At 42.2% G+C, this 24,840-nt stretch carries 22 protein-coding genes; 18 read left to right on the forward strand and 4 right to left on the reverse strand.

Features of this window, described 5'->3' with window-relative positions; all coding sequences use genetic code 11:
- The first annotated feature begins 13 nt into the window (after nt 1-13).
- The 3 genes from A7975_RS04280 to A7975_RS04290 all read left to right on the forward strand — a co-directional run bounded on the left by A7975_RS04280 (nt 14) and on the right by A7975_RS04290 (nt 5,394).
- Entirely contained in the window at nt 14-3,067 is a 3,054-nt protein-coding gene (locus A7975_RS04280; protein WP_065384242.1) for a type III restriction-modification system endonuclease, read from the forward strand.
- Nucleotides 3,068-3,148: 81 nt separating this feature from the next.
- Nucleotides 3,149-5,029, forward strand: a complete 1,881-nt coding sequence (locus tag A7975_RS04285) for a DEAD/DEAH box helicase (protein WP_141680196.1) — start codon at nt 3,149-3,151, stop codon at nt 5,027-5,029.
- A gap of 32 nt (nt 5,030-5,061) precedes the next feature.
- The gene (locus tag A7975_RS04290) at nt 5,062-5,394 is read left to right on the forward strand and encodes a hypothetical protein (RefSeq protein ID WP_065384244.1); all 333 of its coding nucleotides are present in this window, start codon (nt 5,062-5,064) and stop codon (nt 5,392-5,394) included.
- Between the two features lie 116 nt (nt 5,395-5,510).
- On the opposite strand, the gene A7975_RS04295 is transcribed toward A7975_RS04290, so the two are convergent.
- Nucleotides 5,511-6,791, reverse strand: a complete 1,281-nt coding sequence (locus A7975_RS04295) for an HNH endonuclease (RefSeq protein WP_065384245.1) — start codon at nt 6,789-6,791, stop codon at nt 5,511-5,513.
- A gap of 18 nt (nt 6,792-6,809) precedes the next feature.
- On the reverse strand, nt 6,810-7,211 hold the full coding sequence (locus A7975_RS04300; RefSeq protein WP_065384246.1) for a 23S rRNA (pseudouridine(1915)-N(3))-methyltransferase RlmH: 402 nt from the start codon (nt 7,209-7,211) through the stop codon (nt 6,810-6,812).
- A gap of 361 nt (nt 7,212-7,572) precedes the next feature.
- On the opposite strand from A7975_RS04300, the gene A7975_RS04305 reads away from it, so the two are divergent.
- The 5 genes from A7975_RS04305 (at nt 7,573) to A7975_RS04325 (ending at nt 11,347) form a co-directional block, all read left to right on the forward strand.
- Nucleotides 7,573-8,079 carry a MerR family transcriptional regulator gene (locus A7975_RS04305; protein ID WP_053375937.1) on the forward strand — a complete coding sequence of 169 codons (507 nt, stop codon included), beginning with the start codon at nt 7,573-7,575 and terminating at the stop codon, nt 8,077-8,079.
- Complete coding sequence (locus A7975_RS04310) at nt 8,076-8,543, forward strand: SRPBCC family protein (RefSeq protein WP_065384247.1); 468 nt, start codon at nt 8,076-8,078, stop codon at nt 8,541-8,543. The genes A7975_RS04305 and A7975_RS04310 overlap by 4 nt, the downstream gene beginning before the upstream one ends.
- Nucleotides 8,521-8,967, forward strand: coding sequence for an SRPBCC family protein (locus A7975_RS04315; RefSeq protein WP_141680197.1), 447 nt, complete (start codon nt 8,521-8,523; stop codon nt 8,965-8,967). The genes A7975_RS04310 and A7975_RS04315 overlap by 23 nt, the downstream gene beginning before the upstream one ends.
- 396 nt (nt 8,968-9,363) lie before the next feature.
- On the forward strand, nt 9,364-10,863 hold the full coding sequence (locus A7975_RS04320) for a malate:quinone oxidoreductase (protein ID WP_065384249.1): 1,500 nt from the start codon (nt 9,364-9,366) through the stop codon (nt 10,861-10,863).
- Nucleotides 10,864-10,999: 136 nt separating this feature from the next.
- A complete protein-coding gene (locus A7975_RS04325; protein WP_065384250.1) occupies nt 11,000-11,347 on the forward strand; it encodes an MmcQ/YjbR family DNA-binding protein in 348 nt (115 codons plus the stop codon).
- Nucleotides 11,348-11,443: 96 nt separating this feature from the next.
- Here the strand turns inward: A7975_RS04325 and A7975_RS04330 are convergent, their stop codons facing one another.
- Nucleotides 11,444-12,529, reverse strand: coding sequence for a LysM peptidoglycan-binding domain-containing protein (locus A7975_RS04330; RefSeq protein ID WP_065384251.1), 1,086 nt, complete (start codon nt 12,527-12,529; stop codon nt 11,444-11,446).
- A gap of 359 nt (nt 12,530-12,888) precedes the next feature.
- A complete protein-coding gene (locus tag A7975_RS04335) occupies nt 12,889-13,911 on the reverse strand; it encodes a LacI family DNA-binding transcriptional regulator (RefSeq protein WP_065384252.1) in 1,023 nt (340 codons plus the stop codon).
- A 334-nt stretch (nt 13,912-14,245) separates the two neighbouring features.
- On the opposite strand from A7975_RS04335, the gene A7975_RS04340 reads away from it, so the two are divergent.
- The 10 genes from A7975_RS04340 (at nt 14,246) to spoIIP (ending at nt 24,840) form a co-directional block, all read left to right on the forward strand.
- Entirely contained in the window at nt 14,246-15,580 is a 1,335-nt protein-coding gene (locus A7975_RS04340) for a DUF4832 domain-containing protein (RefSeq protein ID WP_065384253.1), read from the forward strand.
- A gap of 7 nt (nt 15,581-15,587) precedes the next feature.
- Nucleotides 15,588-16,880, forward strand: coding sequence for an acyltransferase domain-containing protein (locus tag A7975_RS04345; protein WP_065384254.1), 1,293 nt, complete (start codon nt 15,588-15,590; stop codon nt 16,878-16,880).
- Nucleotides 16,881-16,893: 13 nt separating this feature from the next.
- Nucleotides 16,894-17,979 (forward strand): DUF4832 domain-containing protein, encoded by a 1,086-nt coding sequence (locus A7975_RS04350; RefSeq protein ID WP_065384255.1) that lies wholly within the window; start codon nt 16,894-16,896, stop codon nt 17,977-17,979.
- Between the two features lie 48 nt (nt 17,980-18,027).
- A complete protein-coding gene (locus tag A7975_RS04355; protein WP_065384256.1) occupies nt 18,028-19,293 on the forward strand; it encodes a Gfo/Idh/MocA family protein in 1,266 nt (421 codons plus the stop codon).
- A gap of 148 nt (nt 19,294-19,441) precedes the next feature.
- The gene (locus A7975_RS04360; RefSeq protein WP_255314163.1) at nt 19,442-20,245 is read left to right on the forward strand and encodes an ABC transporter permease; all 804 of its coding nucleotides are present in this window, start codon (nt 19,442-19,444) and stop codon (nt 20,243-20,245) included.
- Nucleotides 20,246-20,457: 212 nt separating this feature from the next.
- On the forward strand, nt 20,458-21,141 hold the full coding sequence (locus A7975_RS04365; protein ID WP_369688900.1) for a carbohydrate ABC transporter permease: 684 nt from the start codon (nt 20,458-20,460) through the stop codon (nt 21,139-21,141).
- A 66-nt stretch (nt 21,142-21,207) separates the two neighbouring features.
- Entirely contained in the window at nt 21,208-22,665 is a 1,458-nt protein-coding gene (locus A7975_RS04370; protein WP_065384259.1) for an ABC transporter substrate-binding protein, read from the forward strand.
- A 200-nt stretch (nt 22,666-22,865) separates the two neighbouring features.
- The gene (locus A7975_RS04375) at nt 22,866-23,051 is read left to right on the forward strand and encodes a hypothetical protein (protein WP_065384260.1); all 186 of its coding nucleotides are present in this window, start codon (nt 22,866-22,868) and stop codon (nt 23,049-23,051) included.
- Nucleotides 23,048-23,296 carry a hypothetical protein gene (locus A7975_RS04380; RefSeq protein WP_065384261.1) on the forward strand — a complete coding sequence of 83 codons (249 nt, stop codon included), beginning with the start codon at nt 23,048-23,050 and terminating at the stop codon, nt 23,294-23,296. Before A7975_RS04375 ends, A7975_RS04380 begins: the two co-directional genes overlap by 4 nt.
- Nucleotides 23,297-23,592: 296 nt before the next feature.
- Nucleotides 23,593-24,840: a stage II sporulation protein P gene (gene spoIIP, locus A7975_RS04385; RefSeq protein WP_053375953.1), complete on the forward strand. Its 1,248-nt coding sequence runs from the start codon at nt 23,593-23,595 to the stop codon at nt 24,838-24,840.

A 24,840-nucleotide genomic window follows, 5' to 3' on the forward strand; every position in this document is an offset into this window, starting at 1 on the left:
GAAGGTGAGCGGGATGAAAATTAAATTTAAACACCAGCAGTTTCAAGCGGATGCTGTTAAAAGTATTATCGAGGTCTTTAACGGTCAACCGAACGAATCCTCTCATTTCACACTTGATAAGGGTCGGCGTCAGAAGACTGACTATGCAGGGGATCTATTTCAACCAAACTCAAGTAATGAAGCGGAATATGGGTTTAAGAACAATACCATTAAGCTAATCGATCAAGAAGTGCTGAGTAACATTCAATCGACACAACGCCAAAATGGATTAAAATTATCAGAACGACTTGAAGGTAAATTCAACTTGACCATCGAGATGGAGACCGGTACTGGTAAGACATACACCTATATTCGCTCGATGTTTGAGCTTTATAAGAAATATGGATGGAGCAAATTCATCATCGTTGTCCCTTCCATTGCGATTCGGGAAGGTGTGCTGAAAACGTTCCAGATTACCGAAGACCACTTTATGGCTGAATATGGCTCAAAGGCTCGTTATTTCGTTTACAACTCGAAGCAATTGCATCACATTGAGCAGTTCGCCAGCGATGCCGGGATCAATGTCATGATTATTAATTCACAGGCGTTCGCCGCGAGAGGTCAGGATGCTAGGAGAATTTACATGGAATTGGACGACTTCAACTCCCGACGCCCAATCGATGTAATTGCCAGTACGAATCCGATCCTGATCATTGATGAGCCGCAATCGGTGGAAGGTCAGAAGACCAAGGAATCGCTAAAGTTGTTCAGATCATTGTTTACGTTGCGTTATTCGGCCACTCATAAAGAGGACTATAACAAAGTCTATCGCCTCGATGCTCTGGATGCGTACAATATGAAGCTGGTTAAAAAGATCAGTGTAAAAGGTATCTCGGTTAAAGGAACCAGCGGAACCAACAGCTATGTGTACCTCGAAGGCATCGATGTCAGCGACAAACACGCTCCCATAGCCCGCCTTGAGTACGAAATAAAAACAAAGTCCGGTTTAAGCAAAGTATCCAAAAAAAGAGTAACAGGCGATGACCTCTATCAATTGTCCGAACATCTGGAGCAATACAAGGGGTATAAGATTTCTGAGATCAACGGACAAAATAATAGTATAAGCTTCACCAATGGCGTTACTTTGTACGCGGGAGACGTACAGGGCGATGTCAGTGAGAACCACTTCCGCCGAATTCAAATTCGGGAGACGATCAAGTCGCACTTTGAGAAGGAGAGGGTCCTTTTCTATAGAGGAATCAAGGTGCTCTCTCTTTTCTTCATCGACGAAGTCGCGAAGTACCGGCAATATGATAAAGACAGCACAGAACTGAACGGTGTTTACGCTGACATTTTTGAAGAAGAATATATGGAAATTTTGAATGAACAGCTTTCGTTGTTTGCGGATGACCCATATATTCAATACCTGAATTCAATCCAAGTACGTGGGACACACAAAGGGTACTTTTCCATCGACAAGAAGAGCAGTCGATTTGTTGATTCGAAAGTATCTGCTAAAGAAACCGATTCAGATGACGCAGATGCGTACGATCTAATCATGAGGGATAAGGAGCGTCTTCTTAGCTTCGAGGAACCGACGCGGTTTATTTTCTCTCACTCGGCGTTAAAGGAAGGCTGGGATAACCCGAACGTATTCCAGATTTGTACGCTCAAGCATAGCGACTCAACGATCAAGAAACGGCAGGAAGTCGGACGTGGACTAAGGTTGTGTGTGAATCAGCATGGCGAACGCATAGATGCCAGCATTCCAGGCATTGATGTTCATGAGATCAACTCATTGACTGTCGTTGCCAGCGAATCCTATGAGCAATTTGCCAAGCAACTTCAAAACGAAATTGCTGCTACATTGTCGGAACGTCCACGCAAAGCGGATACTGGGTTCTTCCTAGAGAAAGTGCTTACCAATACCCGCGGCGAGCAATTAAAAATCGACGAGAGACTGGCAAGCAAGCTGCAATTTGCATTCATTAAGAATGGATATGTCGATGATGAGTTCCATTTGACAGACGATTACTTTGCCGCGGTGGAAGGGCAACAGGTCAAACTGCCTGAGGAACTGAGTGCACATCAAGAACCACTTATCAAGCTGGTCAAATCCATATACGTCGAAGGTAAGTCTGATATGACGAATGATGATCGGAAAAATACGATCTCATCCATTACGGTAAACGATAACTTCCACAAAAAAGAGTTCAAGGAATTGTGGAACAGGATTAACAAAAGATCAGTTTATACGGTTCAGTTCGATTCTGTAGAACTAGTGCGGAAGTGTGTCTTAACGTTAGATATGAACTTGCAGGTGCCCTCCATCCGTTACTCCATTAAACATGGGGAAATGAATCAGATTGAGTCCCGGGAGCAACTGAAGCAAGGTGAGGCGTTCATACAGCGAGAGACACAAACTGAGTACGTGCACAAAGCTGCAACAACAAAGATCAAGTATGACTTGATCGGTAAGTTAATGGATGAGACTCGATTGACGCGGAAAACGATTGTAGCAATTTTGAAAGGCGTTAAGCAGTCTACCTTTATGTTATTCCAGAAGAATCCCGAGGAGTTTATTATCCGGGTATCCAAGCTGATTAACGAGCAGAAGGCGACGACTATCATTGAGTCCATTACTTACGATGTTATCAATGATACGTTCCATACGGATGTGTTCACAAAGAACACTCTTAAGGGACAACTCGGGCAAAACGCCATTCCCGTTGAAAAGCATATTTACGATTATGTTGTCACGGATTCTAAGATCGAGCGGGCATTCGCCAAAGAGCTGGATACGAGTAATGAAGTAAACATTTATGCCAAGCTGCCACGTGGATTTTACATTCCTACGCCAGTTGGCGACTACAACCCCGACTGGGCAATTGTGTTCAAAGAGGGGGACGTAAAGCACATTTACTTTATTGCTGAGACGAAGGGTTCTATGGACTCAATGGAGCTCCGCGAGGTCGAGAAGGCGAAGATTGAGTGTGCACGGAGGCATTTTGCGAAGCTTAACTCCGATCAATTGAAGTACGACGTTGTTAACAACTACGAGAAGTTGATGGAGATTGTGAAAGGGTAATAATTTTGTATTGAGCCGGGGATCAATCGTTACTGATCTCCGGCTTTTCTTTAGGTTTAACTGTTCTTGGATGGCAGGATTTTGAAGCATTATGTAGAAATATGTAATACAACAACAAATTGCCGGGGGGCTTATATGTACTTCCAAAATACATTTGCTCATATTGAAGGAAATCCCAATTTACGAGAGCCACAAGTGCAAGGATACTTAAGAGTGAAAGAATATTTTGAATCGCCATTTGATCATAAGCCGGCATTAGTTACCTTACCTACAGGGGTGGGTAAAACGGGTTTAATGGCCATCCTGCCGTACGGCATAGCTAAACATAGGGTGCTAATCGTTACTCCCAATCGGACAATCCGCAATACGGTTACTGATAGCCTTGACCCAAGGTATGAACATAATTTTTGGTGGAATCGTAGAGTCATTAATATTCCAACTAATTTACCCGAAGTCATTGAATACGAAGGTGATTCCAGAACGCTGGAACAAGCAAAAATTGTGATTACCAATATTCATCGACTTCAGTCACACAATGCAAGTTCATTGTTGCAGAAGGTGCCGCGGGATTTTTTCGATATGATTATTATCGATGAGGCACATCATTCACCAGCAGCATCATGGGTAGAGATGGAAGAGTACTTCAATTCGGCGAAAATCGTTAAAATAACGGGTACTCCTTTTAGATCGGATAAGAAGGAAATTTATGCTGAGGACATTTATTCATATCCACTGAGTCGAGCGATGATAAAAGGTTATGTGAAGCAACTCGTTAAAAAAGAGTACATCCCAGATCAGTTGACTTTCAAGGTACAAGGTTACGAAGAAGATGTTACCTTTGAAGAGGTATTAAAATTAAAAGACAGCGACTGGGTGGAGAGAACTGTAGCGTATTCGACTCCGTGCAGTGAAGCAGTTGTAAAAAGAAGTCTTCAAATCATGGCAGAGAAAAGAGAAGCGACAGGAGTACCTCATAAAATCATCGCTGTTGCTTGCTCAATTGAACATGCTAGGGAGATTAAACAGCTTTACGAAGCAGAGGGATGTCTTGCATCCATTATACACAGCGACATGGAGCCTTCTGATCAGGATCGGGAACGAGTAGATTTTCATAATGATCGAACGCATGTAATCGTAAACGTGGGTATGTTGGGTGAAGGTTACGACCATCCGTACATCTCAATTGCAGCAGTATTCCGTCCATTTAAGAGCTTATCGGCATACGCACAATTTGCAGGAAGGGCATTACGCTCCATTCCAGATGCAAAAGACCCTGCAATAGATAATGTTGCTCATCTGGTATATCACAATGCACTCGGTCTAGAGGAATTGTGGGAGTACTACAGCAAAGAACAACAAAAGGCTGAGATCATTGACCGGTTAGAGAAGATATTTGAAGAAAATGAAGGCAGAGGCTCTGACGGTAACGACAATTCAGAACCTGACGTCGGAGAGGCAAGGCAGTCCGAAACCTTCAAAGAAGAACTAAAGACGTTTGTTGGTGATGAAACCATATTGGAAGCATACGAAGAGGCAATTCGTCAAAGCAGAAGCAAGACGGAAGAAGCATTAGAGGCATTAAGGTCAAAGGGCATATCGATTACTGACGAGATGATTAAACTTATCGAAGGGTCTACGTTCGAAGATATCGCTAAATCAAAGAGACCTGACCTTGAATTGAAGGAGCGTCGGCAAGAGTTAAAAACATACATTGAAAACGGGATTGCGGAGATATTAACTGCAAAGGTTCTGAACCCTAAAGGTAAGGCAGAAGAAATTGCTACAAAGCTGGGGTACTACCGTGATACACAACTGGCTCTAGACGGCCTATGCGTTAAAATAATTAATGAACAGTTGTTAAAAGCGATTGGGTATTCAAGAAAAGAATGGTCTATTGCTGACTTCAAGCAAGCAAGACCACTGGCTGAAAAATATGTGGCTTATTTAGCCGAAAGACTTTAGAATGAGTTTATTAACCGAAAGGAGGGTAACATTTGCTTAGTGTGCAGGAATTAAAAGTGAAGTTAGCACAAGTTCTTGCCAATAAAGGGATTCCTCCTTTTGTGTTGGCCAACAATATTAGTGAAGCAAATTATGATGAGATTTCACTATACAAGCGAGATCAAATGATCATCGTTGATATGTACTGCAAAGATGACGAAACAGGTGAACCGCTACAATTCAGGTATATGTATAACAAGGAAGAGGTACTGCTGAAATCAGAAATGATAATAGCAGGACGCTCAAGTGTGATGTGGGATAGAGAAGCAGAGATAGCTAGTTTGACAAAACAAATTCAGCGAGCTGAAGCTGTAGTCAAGTTATAAACGGAGGGGCCTAGGAGATGATCCGGGCCCCTTTGCTTTAAGGTGTGAAGCATATCAGTAGATACGGTGAAAACTCTATTCGAACTGGAGCGAGTGTAGTGAATTATTATGATCTGTTAGTCGACATGTTGGAAAAAATTCAAATGAAAATGTTCAGGCGTTTTACCTGAAAAATCATAGTAGTTAAAATAGGCATTTTTATAGTGTGGAAGGCTTCTCAAAAATTTATTAAATTGTTCGGCTGTATAAAGTAATTCACTTTCATTTTCTCTTGATGGAATTTGTGTAATATACACGAATTGCCCGAAACCTATCTCTATAAATGCATTAGGGGTCTTGTCATCAGCCTCTTTTTTTATAAATGTTGCGGCATAGGGTTGCTCATGTTTCCTTTCTTGAAAAAAAGAAAAGGCGACGACAGGTAAATTTTCAATCAAAGGGATATTGTTACGTACCCATTTCAAGGTATCATCGAATTTATTTAATAGTTCGGAATTGACTACAGAGAAGAAAATCTTACAGAACATTTTATAAACATTTTCTGGGGTAAACATTTCCTCATTACTGATCTGAATAGCCAATTCAGTTGCAGCCATATTTTTATCAGATACAATGACCGGAATTCCGATTCCATCCTCCACTTCGGAATAGAAGAAAATTGTATCCCCATTACGAAGCTCTGGAACACCATTTCTACCCTTTGTACCAGCAAAAATTCTGAGTAGCTTAGTGTATTTTTCCAAGTCATTTTCGATGGTACTTCCAAAGTATGAGTTGCATTCATCACATTCTTCATTTTGAAATAGCGTTGTGTTTCCTAAAAAGGCCGGAATGGTGTGAGCTTCATTTTTGAATGAGGCTCCCTTGTTCATGTCTCTATTACAGAATCTACAAACACGCTTATTCTTGTTTCTTTCACCTAAATACTCCTTTTTGTTATAGCTAAAAAAAGAAACGGAAAAATCTTTTGATAGCTGTTCATGTATTTGAGATAGCTTCGAATTGTTGTCGAGATAACTTTGCATCATTTTTTGAACCCATTCATGGTCAAACCTTTGATTATAATATTCAAGTGATTTCTGACAGTCTATACAAAGCTCCTGGGTCAATTTATCAGGAAAAAAATAAAAACATTCGCCATCATTGATCTTAATAAAGAAGTGCATGATTTTATTAAAAGACCTATTTAATTGAGTATAGGGAATGATAATATTTTTGATTTTCTCTTTGTTTTCCTTACTCATAATAAAGGGTTGCTCGCAGATAAGTGTTCCATGTTCATCACTTACTAAAAACGGTGCTACTAACGCTAAAAAGAAGGTATCAAAATCATTGAAGTTACTGAACTCTTCAATAAATTTTTCATTTCTGCTGATAAATGTAATGTGTCTTTGCATAACCTGCTCACCCTTTTATTATTTATGGTATGGATGATTATGTATTATTCGATAAGCCCGATAAACTTGCTCGATCAGAATAGTATTCTGAAGTCCAAAGTCCATCTCCATTTGACTAAGTGAAATAATGTCATTGTATGTAGGTGGAGTCGCTCCGACAATAATGGAGATGTCAGAAACACCAGCCGATGCTTTGTGATCCAGTTTATCTGCCAGCTCTTCAGAGGAAATGGTATTACGTGAGGTGTTTACAGCCATTACAAAAGACTTGGGATTCAGTTTCCTTTGAACTTCGTTTATATTCTTCAAGTGAAAGAACTTTATAACACAGTATCGGCTTAAACGCTTCTCATACTCTTTTATGGCTTCAAGGTAAAACTTTTCTATTTTATCTCCAACAGCATATACGCTGATTTTCATATTTATTGTTTCCTCGCATTCGTAGGGAAATAAACGAAGAGCCAGTCTTCATCGGACTGACTCTTCAATCAAATGAACAGTGTAAATCATGCAGAGTTCCATCTAATACAGAGTATATCACGTATGCTCATTCTTAGACACGGTAAGCAGGCCAGCCTAAGTTAGTGAGTTAGAGTCATTTTCATCGTTCGTATTTACCCTATCAATAGATACGGTGAACCGCATCATAAGTAACGTCGTCGCATTCAGTCTTCTGTTACCGCTTGCTTGCTTTCTTTATTTTTTGGCTTGAACCTTACGTAACGTAATGTTTTATAATAAAGTTACCGGTAATAAGCTAGCGAAAACGAAGGGATTGAGCATGAAAAATCTTTGGAAAGTCGGAGACCTCGCGAAAATGACGGGGCTCACTGTTCGAACCATGCGCTTTTACGATCAGATCGGTTTGTTCTCGCCATCCGGCCAGACGGAATCCGGCCACAGACTATACAATAAATCCGATCTTTCGCGTCTTCACCAAATTTTAACGCTTAAGGAATTGGGCTTGTCGCTTGAGGAGATCAAGCTCGCCTTGGACGGAGATCAGATCAGCCCGCTTGAGATCGTCTCCTTGCAAAAGACCCGGGTCAAGGAGCAGATCAAGTTGCAGCAGAGGCTTCTGGAGCAGCTTGATCATGTGTCCAAGCTTATGTTGGGGAAATCTTCGTTAACTGTTGATGATTTTACGAATCTCCTGCAGGCGATGAAGATGGAGTTCGAGAAGCCCGTTATTGAGCGGCGCAAGAGCTGGGAACACCGCCTTGATCTGCTGGACGACTTTCTTGCCAGCGGGAGCGAAGCGCACAAATCTAAGGAGGAAAATTCATGAATGAACGATTCGTAAAGCACGCGACCTTCGTTGTCGAGCGGACTTACGCAGCATCGCCTGAGCGGGTTTATAACGCATGGGCGAACCAGGAGACCAAAGCCAAGTGGTTCTCGAAGGCGGAGATCTTCGATTTTCAAGTCGGTGGCCGCGAGTATAGCAGCGGTGGACCGCCCGAAGGTCCGATCTTCGACTTCAATGTCATCTATCAGGAGATCGTACCGGAACAACGCATTGTTTATACCTACACCCTCGATACGGGAGGCAAGCGTGTCTCCGTCTCGATCACGACGGTTGAGCTGATCCCGGTGGAGGCTGGCACGATGTTGGTTTTGACCGAGCAAGGAGCGTTCTTCGACGGCCTCGATACGCCGGAAGTGCGCGAGCACGGCACCAATGAGATGCTGAAGGCGCTGGGCAAGGCATTAGCAGAGGGGGATGACGATGATGGAAATGGTGGACGATAACGAAATTATATCCACGCGCGAGCTCGACGCTTCACAGGAGCTCGTATTTAAAGCATGGACCGCTCCTGAACTTTTGGCTCAATGGTGGGGACCGGCAGGATTCACGAATACGTTTCACGAGTTCGACCTAAGACCGGGCGGCAATTGGCGATTCGTTATGCATGGACCGAATGGCGTCGACTTTCCCAATCACAACGTCTTTGCCGAAATCGTACCGAGGGAACGGATCGTGCTCGACCATTTGTCCAATCCGGAATTTCGAGTCACGGCTACCTTTGAAGATTTGGAAGGACGCACCAGACTGACATTTCGTCAGCGATTTAAGAACATAAAGGAGTTCGAGAAAATCAAAACATATTGCGCAGAAGCGAACGAACAAAATTTCGACCGATTGGGAATCGTGCTAGCCGGGATGACTGAATAGTCCTGAGTTCAGAGCTTAAGATCTAAATAAAATGGCGGCCATCTATCTGGCGGCCATTTTTTCTATCCATTGAGACATTTTTGCAAAGGCTTGACGTCACGGTCAGCGCGGAGAACCATGCCACGGTTGCGGCAGCTCAAATCATTTCATATGGAAGAAGCTGGGTTAAGCCCATGGTTCTTGCAAGCTCCTATTGACATGTGGGCGGACTTCTCACTTTATTATTGCTTTCAAATAGCTTATAATAATCAGATAATAGTAGGTATTTTAATTTATAAATAAATGTAACACGAAACAGAAAAGGTGTGTGACTAAGTCGCGCCTAGTCTTGGTGTGTCGTCAAAGCAGGTGCGCCTAGATCCTTTCTGCAAATTTTAGGGTGTAAGGATGGTAATAATGAGCAGCAGAGAAACGAAGACAGACGTCATCTTAATTGGTGCCGGAATCATGAGTGCGACCTTAGGGACACTTTTGAAAGAATTAGTACCGGAATGGGAAATTAAAGTGTTCGAGAAGCTTGAAAATGCTGGTGAGGAAAGCTCTAACGAATGGAATAATGCAGGCACAGGGCATGCGGCATTGTGCGAGCTGAACTACACGGTCGAAAAACCAGACGGATCGGTAGATATTAGCAAAGCTATCCAAATTAATGAACAGTTCCAGCTTTCGATGCAGTTTTGGTCTTATCTTGTAAACAACAAGCTGATACGAAATCCGCAGGACTTTATCATGCCATTGCCTCATATGAGTATGGTACAAGGGGAACAAGATGTGAAATTTTTGAAGAAACGTTTTGAAGCGATGAATAATAATCCTCTGTTTCAAGGGATGGATTTTTCCGAAGACACTGCAAAACTGATGGAATGGATTCCACTTATTATAAAAAACCGTCCATCGAATGAACCAATAGCGGCAACAAAAATCGACTCTGGAACGGATGTCAACTTTGGCGCTTTGACACGCATTCTGTTTGACCACTTAAAAAGTAAAAACGTCGAAATCAAATACAAGCATAGCGTTGATAATCTGAAACGTACGAGCGACGGCTCGTGGGAATTGAAGGTAAGAAACGGCAACGGCAACGTCGAGCGCCACACTGCAAAGTTCGTCTTTATCGGAGGCGGAGGCGGAAGCTTGCATCTATTGCAAAAATCCGGCATTCCCGAAGGAAAACATATTGGCGGATTCCCGGTGAGCGGGATATTTATGGTGTGTAATAATCCGGATGTTACAGAGCAGCATCATGCCAAAGTATACGGCAAAGCTAAGGTTGGAGCACCTCCAATGTCTGTTCCGCATCTTGACACAAGATTTATCGACAATAAAAAATCGTTGCTATTTGGACCGTTTGCCGGCTTCTCGCCAAAGTTTTTGAAAACCGGTTCTATGTTTGATTTGGTAACATCAGTAAAACCGGATAATCTGGTAACGATGTTGTCGGCAGGTGCAAAAAACATGTCTTTGACAAAATACCTGATCGAGCAAGTTATGTTATCGAAAGAAAAGCGCATGGAAGAGCTGCGGGAATTTATCCCGAGCGCCAAAAGCGAGGATTGGGATTTAGTAGTAGCAGGCCAACGTGTGCAAGTTATCAAAGATACAGCAGATGGAGGCAAAGGCACACTTCAATTTGGTACGGAGGTTATTAGTGCCGCTGATGGATCGATTGCAGCATTGCTAGGTGCTTCTCCAGGCGCCTCTACTGCTGTCCACGTTATGCTTGAGGTGTTTAAAAAATGCTTCCCGCAACATATGAAAGAGTGGGAACCAAAAATTAAAGAAATGATTCCTTCTTATGGCGTGTCGCTTATGGAAAATCCAGAGCTTCTGCAAGAAGTTCATGCTTCAACAGCAGAGACGCTTGGTCTAGTCAAAAAAGAGCTAGCTTATAGTTAACTTTTAAAACATAGAATCTTTGATCTATCTATAGATTGAAGGTTCTATTTTTTAAAGCCTTACAGATCCGCGCGCAGCGTGGTTTTTTATTTTATGGACGGAAATTTCGTATTAGGGGAAAAGGGGAGGTACTGATTTGGATAATAAAATCATCGAATACTGTTTAAAGAAAAAAGGGGCGACTAAGGATTATCCCTTCGGCTTCACGCCATTGGTGATCAAAATTGCAGGAAAAATGTTCGCGCTTATTTTTGAGGAGAAAGAGGGCTTTGTTTACATAAACCTAAAATGTGACCCGATCATTGCGGAGAATTTGAGAGAGCAGCATGAGGCCGTCCGTCCAGGATACCATATGAACAAAAAGCACTGGAATACGGTTACGATCGATGGTTCCTTGCCCGATTCGGATATTTTTGCAATGATTGATCACTCTTATGATTTGGTTGTCAAAAGTCTTCCGAAGAGTCTTCGAGAATTGGTTTAGGTTAGCGATTGCAGCCGGATTTTTTGATTTCATAAACTTCTTAAGGTAAAATTCGACTGCAAAGGCATCACTTTGTTTATCCCGATGGACGATTGATTATGACTTAGGAATCTTCAGTACAGTACCTGCTTTTACTTGGTCAATATCGACGATATGATTGTAGTCTGCAATAAACATGGCATGTTTGGTCGTGCCGTAATAGGTTTTGGAGATGCTGTAGAGCGTCTCGCCCTTCTGCACGATATGCTCCGTTGCTTCAAATTCATCAGCGTTGTCACCAGAGCCGATCGTTTCATCTGGCTTGTAATTCTTGAGAGAAGGAATGACAAGGTTGGTGCCTGCCTTTAGCCCTTCGTTTTTGTCCAGTTTATTTTCACTCGCAATGTAGTTCACATATTCTGCTGATTTATAGAACATTCTAGAAATACCGGATAGCGTGTCACCAGCTTGAATTAGATAGGTTGCCGGCAGATTAATCTTGGAATAATCTTTGGTGCCCTGCGGCTTGCCGCCTGATGAACCGGTCCCTGAGGAAAGCGCAGGAATGGTAAGCGTGTCGCCGACCTTCATATCATTAATAAAGAAAATTTGATTATGTTCGGCAAGCAGCGCGTAATGCTCTTTGGTTTGATAAAATTTTTCGGATATCGTGCTCAAGGTATCGCCTTTTTGGACTACATAAGTTGTTGGCAGCTTTATGGTCTGGCTTTCGTCTTTAGGCTTGTTGTTGCTGCTTTCCTTCTGGTCTTGACTTGGCTTGTCCGTCTGCTTAGGCACGGTTGTTACCGCTTCGTCCTTTTCTTTCACCGGTGTTTCGGTTGCCGTAGGCTCGGGAAGCTTCGTGTTTTCTCCAATATCTTCAGTAGGCTGTTGCGTTTCTTCCGCGTCAACGGTGCCGGCAGGAACTGGCTCATCCGCAATGGGCTCGTTTCCGACTTGCCCTACGTTTGACGAATCAGAGTTAGAGGGATCGTTATTCCCAGACTTATTATTGGATTCAGGATTCTCAGCAGCCGCTGTTTGTTGATTGGTATCGACCAGATTCGTATATTTGCTGTACAGTACTCCGCAAATGGATACGAGAATGATGACGACGGCCAGATAAATTGAAAATGTTACTTTCTTAAATGATGTCAAGCTGCCCTTTGAACGTTTGTTGCTTCTTGTCGTTTTGTTATCCAATGCGTAATCTTCTCCCTTAATTCAACTTATTTCTATTCTATCGACTTGTCGAAACCTGTGGAATGGGACTAAACAGCCATTTCAGCCGGAATCAAAATGCTACCTATGTTACTCGCATACGCTAGCATTTTCTGTGTTGCACTCAAAATCAACATTTTGCATGGTTTTGGTATAAACACAGCGTTAGAATTGGAAATATCCTCTAATGATGTTTATATTACAATATCTTTCTTAACAAAAACTGTACATGGGAAAACTCTCATAAAATAAAGCAGCCCTTCCTCATCAGAGGAGGGGCTGCTTTTGCTCTATTAGTCTAACCTTTCGTTTTGCATGGCGCATGAATACGTTGGTTTTATTCAAGTTGAACTGCGTACGACCAAGTGTGTAGGTAAAATAACCTTCTTCGGCAGCAGCATATTTCCATTTAATCGATCCAATAATAGGTCGACTGCGACCATGCCAATTTCCTCGGTGGGCACATCAATGGTAGATAGAGGCGGATTGGAGTATTTAGATACTTCAATATTGGATAAGCCTATAACGGCCACTTCGTCAGGCACAGAGATGCCATTGTTATATAAGCTGTTAAGGGCTGCCATAGCCATCAAATCACTGGCAGCAAAAAAAGCTGTAGGCAAATGTTTGGTTTGGCATAAATGATTGATTTTATCTATACAGACAACTTCATCCCACATGCAATCAATCACCCAATCGGGATTTACGGACAATCCGGCAGCATGCATGGTGGAGTAGTAGCCTTGATAGCGCCTGCTTTCCTTTAAGTTGCTCTTTAATCCGCTTCCGCCTATATATCCAATATTCGTATGGCCTTTTTCAATGAGATGGCTTACTGCCAGAGAAGCGACATTGTAATGATCATAACCTACATTATCGATATCCCAGCGCTCTGTATCGATGCCAACGATATGCGGAACCTGCTTGCGGACATACTCGTAAGTTTCGCTGTTTAAGGATTCCATTAGGATAAGACCGGTAATGGATTCACTAAACGTATTAAACAAGATTTTCTTATCGTCTAGTTCAGGTCCAGTACGAATAAAGGCAATATTATACCCTGCGTGAAGCAATCGCTTTTCTACACCGGACAATATAGACATGAAATAAGGATCGTTATACTTATTTTTTGTAACGCTTAATACGCAGCCTATCTTGATGTGCGCCTTGTTTGTTGGCGTATCCTTCGCTGCTGCTTGACGCTTCGGGCTTACATTGATTTTATAGTTAAGTTGGGTTACAGCCTGCCAGACTCTTTCACGGGTTTCATCTGTGATTTTATATTTCGTATCATTGTTTAAAACTCTAGACACGGTGGCCGTGGATACACTTGCTAATTTAGCAACATCCCTAATCGTACTCATAAAAATGCATTATCTCCTTTATTGCTAATGATCGCAACGTTACGTTGGGAACCGTCATTAGCTTTTTTTATGTAATGTTGCGTAAAAATTACGTTCATGAAGGCTTGTTACTATGTATGACCTATTAAACTATATAGTAACATACGGATGATAGGTTATGTCAGCATAAATTTAATATTAAATCGACGTAAATTTCACTTGCAGGTTTGGTTGAAAATGTTATAATTGCACAATAAGATTACTAAACAAACCATACATATAACGTAACACATAACGTAACAAGATTGCAAATGCTGTTAACTTTAAAGAAAACGTGTTTGGGAGATGATGAGACATGAACAAAGCAGTAACGGTGTACCCGGCAGTAATCGATAGCTTAATAAGCAATCCCGGCATTGGCTTTATTGCAGCTCCAGGGTTAATGGGCGACATCGGTGATGTATATGACAATAGAGGGGAGAAGAAAGAGAAATATAAATTTACGGAAGACAGCAGCACTTACAATCATCCGGATAGCAAAGTTTATTTCTGCAGCGTGCGTTGGAAGGATGTGGAAATCGAGAAAGACGTGTACAGATGGGAAGTGCTGGAGGAAAAATTGGACTATGCGAAATCCATTGGCTGTACGGCGGTGGTACGCTGCTCGCCGTACGCATTAAACGAAGAAGATGATATACCGGATTGGTTCCGAGCGGAAAACCCGGAGGAGCCCGAATTTCCTTTCTGGAGAGTAGATCCTCAGACAACACGATATGTTGACTATTGGGCTGATTTTATTAAAGCTTTTGCAATAAAGTACGATGGGCACCCTGTAATAAGCTCTATAGATCTAACGATTGTAGGAGCATGGGGGGAAGGCGGAGGAACTGAGTTTTTAAAGCCGGATGCCATTTCGTGTATTACAGATGCCTATTTGGATGGATTTAAAATAACGCCTCTCCAAGCGCTTTTGCATGACCCGATGTCTATGGGAATAATTACGGATCGAAAGGAAAAAGTTGGCTTCCGTGTAGATTGTTTAGGTGATATGGGCGGTTTTCATGGAGAAGAATGGTCGCATATGACCGATTTCTACCCTCAGAATATACAGAACTTCAAGATGGAAAATGCTTGGGAGAAAGCTCCGGTTTTGTTTGAAGCATGCTGGCATATGAATGACTGGTATCTTCAGGGCTGGGATATTGATTACATCATTCAGGAAACGCTCAAATGGCATATTTCCTCCTTCAATAGCAAAGGAACGATCGTACCGGAGCCTTGGAAGGAAAATGTAAAGCAGTGGTTAAAAAAGATGGGTTACCGCTTTGAATTAAGAAAGTTCTCTTATGACTCTGAAGTAAGGGCGGGCGGGAATCTGGACATTGCTGCTTTGTGGGCTAATGTAGGTGTCGCTCCTATCTATAATCACTATCCGCTTGTTCTGAAGCTTAGAAGCCATGATCAGGCATATACGCTGTATAGCAGAGAAGATATAAGAGAATGGTTGCCGGATGAGGATATTGCTTGGGAGGAAAGCTTCTCAATACCTAGCGATGTTCCAGAAGGAGAGTACGTTTTAGAAATTGGCATCGAAACCGGCGTGAAAGAGATCGGAAATATAAAGCTTGCGATCGAAGGAAACACGGACGGCTATTACCAAATGGGTAAACTATTAATCAAGAGGGGATGAGTAGAAATTGGAGATCAGATTGGATTTTAAAGAATCTATTGCTTACTGCAATTTTGATTATTTACCTGAAGGTTTGGAAGACAAATATAATCGCTATCAACCGGATAACCATACACTCCTAATTCCACGCAATTTTTTATTTGATATTTTTGAGCAATATCAAATCCCTGAGTATACACGGCAATTGCTGATTCATGGAATCGAAGCAATAGAAAATGATAGAGTGCTGTTTCTTTTCACATCATTTTTAGTGGGAGATCTTTGCTCCGCGCGTAATCGCTGTGATGAAGACTTCTATACGAATATGACTCCGGGATGCATGAAGCAATATGGTGAATTATATTCTTTTCTTTTGCTGCTTGCCTGCGTAGTCCCTTCTATGGAAATGCTGGAAAAGCGCGGAATACCGATCGAGTATTACGAAAAAATACCTCATCAGCCCCTGAAGGCTCAATTCGAAAAATTAGTGGCACATGGTGATTCCAAAGTCCATGACTTCCCGTGGGATATGAATTTTTATACTTGTTCCATATTTCGATTAGATCGATTTCTCTTTATCCCATACCGATTTGAAGATCGCTTCACGATGTTTCGCCATGTAAATACACAGAAAGTTATTGCACTACGGCATGCGGGAGAAGAGTTCCGCAGCGATGGTCAACGGAATGGCATCAATGATGTTTTTGATCAACGAGGGCATTTCACTTCGCAATGGGACGAAAATGCTGATTGCATCATAGCTAATCGGATTAATCCAATGGGTTTCGTTGAAAGAGAACCAACTTCAATTGCAAAGAAGGAATGGGAACCGGTTCTTCAGAAAGGGGACACCCTTTTAGCGCTTCATATTCCATCTGGACCCGGTTATACACCCGACAGGCTGAAAAATTCGATGCAAATGGCTACCGAATTGTACGCCAAATATTTTCCGGAGTTATGTATAAAAGGTTTTTGGAGTGCAAGCTGGCTTTATGATACTAGATTATCACTCCTATTAGACAATGAAAAAAGCAATATCGTGCTTGTCCAAAACCAGTTTTATAATTATCCAACACTTGAAGGGGACGGCATGCTGCGTTATGAGCTCTTTGGAGACCGTGAGGCAGATCCTGTCCATAGCCCGATCCAATTCACAACTTCGTTGCAAAAAGCAGCAGCAGCGTATATGAGGACCGGAGCCCGGTTTAATACATTAAGCATGATTGTTTTGAAGGAAGAAATCGAAAAGATTGGCAGCATGCCCTATATATCAGCTGCCGATAACGAAAAATTTATTCAAACAGTAGACAGCCATTTATAAGGGAGGTGATTGGATGGGGAAATATTCGCTTGAAAGCTACGAGAAGTATAAATCCATAAAAATCCGGCCTAATCCATTACCAAGGAATGAAAATCTTTTGAAAAATGGACCGTTTACATATGTTTCATTTTCATGGGTAGAACTGGAGCCAACTAGAGGAGAATATAGACTCGAAAAGGTGAAAGAAGCCATAAGCACAGCAACAAATCCTATCCTGGTGCTCAAACCTGATTTACCTTTGTGGGTAAAGGAACATGCCAATGATTGTTTTGCAGCCTTAATAAGAAAAGTCGGAAGCTACATAGACACAGTCAGTCGTCTTGCGGGCGTTGTGATCTCGACACTGGCTGAAAGCAACGAAGAATGGAGTGCCTATATAGATTCGTTTGAAGAGCTGAATCTTCTTGCCGATCTCCACAATGAAAGACTGATTCATTATTTAAGGGAGCATAGCCGTGGGTTTGGCTTGCTGGTAAAGTGCAGTGAACATAATTGGATTGCATGCTGCGAAGCCTTTGCCAAACAAAAGCTGCAGCATGTTTGGAAGAGTTACCCGGTTGTCCTTCATATAACCGATAACGTATGCGGACCTCATATTAGGCGCGAGTCATACCGGTGGCATGCAAGCCTCTCCAATCTAAATGCAGAGCTCGGATATTCTCTTGCCTTGCGAAGGCTGACTTATCCAGAGACCGTTTCCAGTGAGGGCAGCCTACCGCTTCGTTTCTGGTTTGTGAACACGGGGAGCGCTAGGGTTTACCGTGAATTCAGTCTCTGGGTGAAATTGGAGCAAGGGGATGTATCTTATGAACTCCCAATGCGTGCCGCGACGCAATTTTGGTTGACAGGAGATCTTGTCCATAACGAAATTATACAATTGCCGAATATGGAGCCGGGAAATTACAAGCTAAGCATAGCCTTATTTTTCAAAGACCGATCCTATATCAAACTAGATATACAAAGCAACGAACAGGATGGGTACTATGAGGCAGGTACTGTAGAAGTCAAAGTTACAAGTGAGGATCCGCTTTTGAATATATGGGATAGCTATTATCCGGAAGGTTATTATCCGCTGGAAGACCCTAAGGTACCGGAATAGAAATAGAGAGCGTCACGGACCATAAAACATACGCTGGAGGTAGTTGATTTGAAGCTGGCATTAATCGGAGCAGGGCAAAGAGGCATGATTTACTCAGAGTACGCGAGCAAACGTGCGGAAATTGTTGCGGTAGTTGACCCAAATGACATCAGAAGAAAGGCTGCTGCAGAAGAGTTCGGCATTCCGCAGGAGAAACAATTTAAATCGGTAGATGAATTTTATGGCTTAGGAAAAATTTGCGATGCCCTTATTATTTCTTCTATGGACAGAGATCATTATACGCAGACGATGGAGGCGCTTGAGCTTGGTTATGACATTCTATTGGAAAAGCCTATTTCGCCGAGTCCTGAGGAATGTTTAAGAATTCAACAAAAAGCGAATGAAAAAGGGCGCAAAGTTATCGTTTGCCATGTGCTCCGATATACGAATTTTTTTGCGGAAATAAAAAAAATCATAGATAGCAATGAGCTTGGTAAGGTAATAACCATTCAACATAATGAGAACGTCGGAAATTATCATATGGCGCATTCATTCGTCAGGGGCAATTGGAGAAGAAGCGACCTAGCGAGTCCTATCATTATGCAGAAGTCCTGTCATGACATGGATATTTTATCATGGTTAGTAGATAGTGATGCGAAGCGGATTTCCTCTTACGGCGACCTGACTTATTTTAAAGAAGAGAATGCACCAGCAAATAGCGCTGATCGATGCTTAGACTGCGCCGTAGCTGCCGATTGCCGATTCGATGCAAGAAAAGCCTATCTCCCCATAAGGGGACAATGGCCGGCTACTACGATCTCAGTGGATCAGACAGAGGAAGGATTGTTGAAGGCTCTTGAAACAAGTCCATACGGACGCTGTGTTTATCGATCGGATAATAATGTTTGCGATCATCAAGCGACCGTGATTGAGTTTAAAAATGGCGTTACCGTAACGTTTAATTTGAGCGGATTTACAAATAAGATGTATCGAACGATAAAAATTATGTGTGAGCATGGAGAAATTAGAGGAGATGACAGCTTAAATAGGATAGAAGTGACTAGATTTACTTCTAATATGGCTGAACGATACGAGCAAACCGTCATCCTGCCGGCGTCCATGAGCGGCGGACATAACGGCGGCGATACAGGACTGATGATTGACTTCTTGGATAATTTAGAAAACCAAAACAGCAACAGCAGGTCTTCCATCGATAGGTCCGTGGAAAGTCACATTATGGCATATGCAGCTGAGAAAGCAAGAGTTACTGGCGCTGTGATTGATATCGACCACTTGAAGAAAGAGCTGCAAGGAACATTAGAGGTTAATCGCTAGATAACGATGCAAAGGTAGTGATGTAATGAGTTTAATAGTGAAAGGATTTCTATATGAGATAAAGAAAAACAGAATATTGTATCTCATGTGTGTGCCTGCTCTTATTGTGCTAATTATGTTCTGCTATATCCCTTTTGCAGGGATATGGATGGCGTTTACCGATTTTAATGTAGTTGATGGAATATTTGGCAGCAAATTTGTTGGTCTGGACAATTTCACCTACTTTTTTTCTAAAAACAGCATGGGCTGGAAGGTTACTTATAACACCTTATACATTAACTTTTTTGGCCTTATATTAGGCATTATTGTTCCTGTCAGCATCGCTGTTTTCTTAAACGAGATAAGGCATAAGGCATTCAAACGAGTAGCTCAAAGCATGATGTTTTTTCCGTATTTCATATCATGGGTTGTAGTTGGCGCCATACTCTACGGGATCTTCTCGACGGATGTAGGTGTTGCCAATCATATTTTGGCGTTTTTCGGGGCAGATCCGATCAGGTGGTATTCAGAACCAAAGTATTGGAAATGGATCATTATTCTTTCAAGCGTATGGAAGTGGAGCGGATATAGCTCTATCCTTTACATGGCTGCAATGGCTAACTTTGATGGAAGCCTGTATGAAGCAGCTAAGGTAGATGGCGCAAATAAGCTGCAGCGTATTGTTTTCTTAACGATTCCTATGTTAAAGCCTACTATCATTGTCTTGACTTTACTGAGTGTTGGACGGATCTTTTACGGAGACTTTGGAATGATTTATGGGATTGTCGGCAATAACCCGGTATTAATTGACGAGGTGACGGTAATCGATACTTATGTCTACCAGTCTATGCGTACTTTGGGCTTTTCTTATTCGACCGCAATCGGATTATTTCAGTCGCTTATGGGATTAATTCTAATTACTGCAGCAAATAAATCGGCTAAGAAAATAAATGATGGAGAGGGTCTATTTTAACAATGGAAACTAATAGATGGCTTGGAGATAGACTTGTAAAAAGCTTGTCGTACTGTTTTATTGGCCTATTTGCGCTCGTTTGTCTATACCCTCTTGTATTAACCCTTAGCGTTTCCTTCTCATCCGAACAGGAGATTGTTAGAAATGGCTATTCAATCATCCCTCTGACTCCAAGCTTGGATACGTATAAATATATATTTGTTAACAGTGGAATGAAGATACTGAAATCGTATGGCGTAACCATCTTTGTAACCGTAGTTGGCACGGTAAGCGCATTGCTTATTACGAGCATGATTGCATTCTCGATATCCGTCAAAAAGCTGAGGTACCGTAACGCAATCGCATTTATTAGTAATTTTACGATTATTTTTTCAGCAGGCTTGATTCCATGGTACATGGTTAGCGTCAATTATTACGGATTGAAAAACAGTATTTTGGCATTAATCATACCTTCCGTTTTTAGCGTTTGGAATATGTTTTTGATGCGTACGTATTTTGCAAGCATTTCGCCGTCTTTGTATGAAGCAGCGGAGATGGATGGAGCAAATTATTTTACGATCTATATCAAAATAGCCCTTCCTTTAAGCAAAACCGCGCTGCTAACGGTAGGTTTAATGTATGCGCTTAGTTATTGGAACGATTGGTGGAATGCACTTATCTTCATTAACGATAAAGATTTATTTCCGTTGCAATATTATCTCTACAATATCTTATCTAACGTAAATGCGATCAGCTCCGGCCGTATTCCATCAGGTGCTTCAGGCAACATAACGCTCCCCGCAGAAACAGTGAAGATGGCTATAACCGTTATCACAATCGGACCTATTATTTTCCTATTCCCGTTCATTCAAAAGTATTTCGTTCATGGTATTATGGCAGGCGCAGTCAAGGAATAAGCGATATATGGTTTGCAGCCTATCAAGGCTTTACATATATTAACCATTTTATTGGGAGGGTTATCCATGAAAACAAGGAAAATGCTTATCTTTTTGGTTTTAATGCTAGTGTCCATTTCTATACTGGCAGCCTGTAGCGACAAAAAAGAGGTTGAGGGGAAGCTCGAAACACTTACCATTTTATACCCTGGGGACGAAAGTGATCGCATGACTGAATTTCTTCAAAATGAATTTTCAGAGAAAATGGCAGCCGATCTTGGCTTAAAGGTAAAAGTAATATTTGTACCATGGTCGCAGTATTGGGAGCAAAAAGATATCATGCTGGCTGCAAATGAACCTATTGATCTGTATTGGGATGGCCTTCCTGACCTTTCTACTATTGTTAATAAGAAGCAAAGCATGCCGTTAGATGATTTAATTAAGGAATATGGCCAGGATATGCTTAAAGTTTTGCCGATGGAACAGTTTCAAGGGGCAGTAATCGATGGAAAAATTCATGGCATTCCCTCTGCGTATGCTCCATCCTCTGCCATGTACCAACTGGTAGCCGTGCGTCAGGATATACTAGAGGCAGTTGGTATGAGCGAAGTGAAAACAGCTGATGATTTAAAAGAGTTTGCAACAAGGGCGGCAACAAAGTTTCCGGAAATGAAGGGGCCTGCCGATATTGTCTTCAAGCCTCTAACCAGGTATTTTACCGAAGAGCAATATAACTTCATTGCAGTAGAAGATTTGGTTGTATTTGGGGAAGACAGCAAAAAAGCGTACAGTTACTATGAATCGGACGCTTTCCAGAAAGTGGCGAAGTTTAACCGCGGCATGTATGATGCAGGGCTGTATTCGGAGGATCTGACCATTAAATACAATGAAAGAGACTCCCGCATGCAGACAGGCTTATACTTATGGGTTGAAGGCTCCCTAGGCAAGGAAATGGAAATTATTGATGCGATAAAAGCCAATGCACCGGATGCTAGAGTTAAAACTTATCTTTTGGCAGACGAAAAACCTCGTTATATTACAGCAACAGGCGGAGAAGTTCTAGGCGTACCTGTAACTGCCCCCAATCCAGAAGGTGCTATAAAATTTGTCAACTGGATTTATAAATCCAAAGAAAATTATCAATTAGCACTCTATGGTGTCGAAGGCAAGGATTACGAGATCGTAGATGGAAGAATCAAAAAGCTGACCTCTAATGAGTTTTTCTATGAATGGATGTTTAGAAACCAGAATTATCAAATGTTTGGGCCGGATGTAGCACAAGAGTCTATCGATAATTATAAAAGCTGGGATGATAAGGCGATCTTATCCGCTTCATTGGGCTTCCGATTTAATAATGAGAAAGTAAAATTGATAGAAACTGCCCTGAAAGAAGTCGCAGGCAAGGACCTAGCTGCTATACGCTCAGGTTTTGTGGATTTTGAAACGGGATATCCGAAGGCTATTAAGAAGCTTAAAGCGGCTGGGATCGATGAATACGTCGCTGAGATCCAGCGTCAGTTGGATGAGTTTTTGGCTAGCAAGTAAAGAGATATCAATTGAATAACTAGAGGATGAGCAGGCCTACTGTGGCCTGCTTATTTTTATTTAGTTGGAATGATCAAACAATCAACCGCTGGCTTAATGACAGGGTAACAAGCAGAGTCACCTGTAAGGGTGATTTTTTCATGCCGGGCGTTATGCAAGAAATAAATAAGAATTAAGAATGAGAAACGACAACATTCGCCATGCCGATGTTCTCGTTATCGAAGCCAACGGGAACTTATCAGGTAGGAACGGTAGCGTATCATTGGACAGACGAGAAACGCGCAGAAAATTTTGCAAAGGAGCCGCAAGCGAAACGTGAGTTGATGGTTCAAATTTGTTATCCCGCGGTAGAAGGCAGCGGCAAGAAACAAGGCCATTATTTGTGAAATTCGCCGGAGGTGAAGACGGCAATCGTAACCAGAATATGTTCCAAGCTGAAGAGCTCGCAAGTCAGGGCTACATCTTGGTCGGCACCGATTATACCTATAATGCAGGCGCGACGGTATTTCCGGATGGAAGAACGGTGGAGTATTGGACCGAAGACGAGCCAAACACCAATGCGGAGTACGACAAAGGATGTCTTTATGGGTTAACGATGCCGCGTTCGTGCTCGACGAATTGGAAGAGTTGAACCGTGGTGGAGAACCACGATCATCTCCGCATTCGTCATCGAGTTCGCCGTCTACGCGACGAATAATGGGACTACGCTCACCACGCACCACGGTCTGAAGCTAACCCTGACGGCTATCGGAGTGGCGGGTACAGTTTGATAGATTGGACTGTCTTAAGCTATACTGCCATGTCATTTTACTTACGCGACTAGGGATTTACTCTCATTTTTGTGCTGAACAATGTAGATTAGAAGGATTTTCCTCTGTTGCTGTCGAAATTCGTAGAACAAGTCTTTGAAATGGAGGAAAGCTAGCTTTGAAATTACGAAATCAAATATTGGGCGGAACTATCATTCTTTCTTTATTATCCGGGGGTTCCGTTTCTGCATACGCGTCAATTCAGAACCTGTCGACAGGAAAAACGGGAGCTCAAACGTATGCACAGAATCATTCAGCTCAAAATAAGGAAACAATCGCTAAAATCGTGGATATTACCAATCTGCGTAAAGGGCCGGGCCTTGAATATGAGGTTGTAGCCAAGGCGAAGGCTGGCGCAACCTATCCGATTGTTGGCTCGAAGGGAGAATGGTACAAAGTATCTCTTTCTAGCGGCGGCACGGCTTATGTTGCGAATTGGGTAGTGGAAACCATAGAGAGCAACAGCAGCCAATCTGCCAATAATGGACAAAAGCCGGAAAATGTGAATCAGCCGAGCACTGATCAAGATAAGGCAGCCATAGTAAACATCGTGGACACGACTAATTTGCGCAAAGGGCCGGGGACGGATTATGAAATTGTTTCCAAGGCGCGGGCAGGTGAATCGTTTCTTGTAGTCGGAATAGATGGAGATTGGTATCAAGTAACGTTGCCAAGCGGAGGAACCGCTTACGTTGCCAATTGGGTCGTGAACACAGGGGTTTCCAAACAAAGCGGCAGCAAAGTGTACATCTATCATACGCATAATAGGGAGTCTTGGAAGAATGTATCTGGCAGTACAAAAGGGACCTCCGTCGATGATCCGAAAGTGAACATTACACTTGTAGGCAAGAAGCTCGCAGAGAACCTGCAGAAAAAAGGAATATCTTCCATTGTTGAAGAAACCGATATTGCTGAGAGGCTGAACGAACAGAAACTAAGCTACACGAAAGCCTACAGTGAATCGCGTAAAGCAGTAGACAAGGCGATGAAGTCTAATGCTTCCCTGACTTATTTCTTCGATATTCATCGAGATGCAGATGTTCCGCGCAATAAAACAACGGTTGTCATTAACGGTAAAACTTATGCGCGCATTATGTTTGTCATAGGAGACGCGAACCCCGCCCACAAAGAAAACAAAAAGTTCGCGGAATCGTTAGACGCTTTATTAAACAAGAAGTATCCGGGCATATCAAGGGGAGTTCTGATGAAAAGCGCCCATCAAGGAAATGCCGAATACAACCAGTCTGTTTCTAACGGAAGCCTGCTTCTGGAATTCGGGGGAGTGAACAATACGCTGGAAGAGAATCTCCAAACAGCAGAGGCTTTCGCTGACGTATTTGCAGAGTTTTATAAATCAATTAAATGA

The sequence above is a fragment of the Bacillus sp. FJAT-26390 genome, from assembly GCF_001682865.1.
Taxonomy (GTDB): Bacteria; Bacillota; Bacilli; order Paenibacillales; family Paenibacillaceae; genus Pristimantibacillus.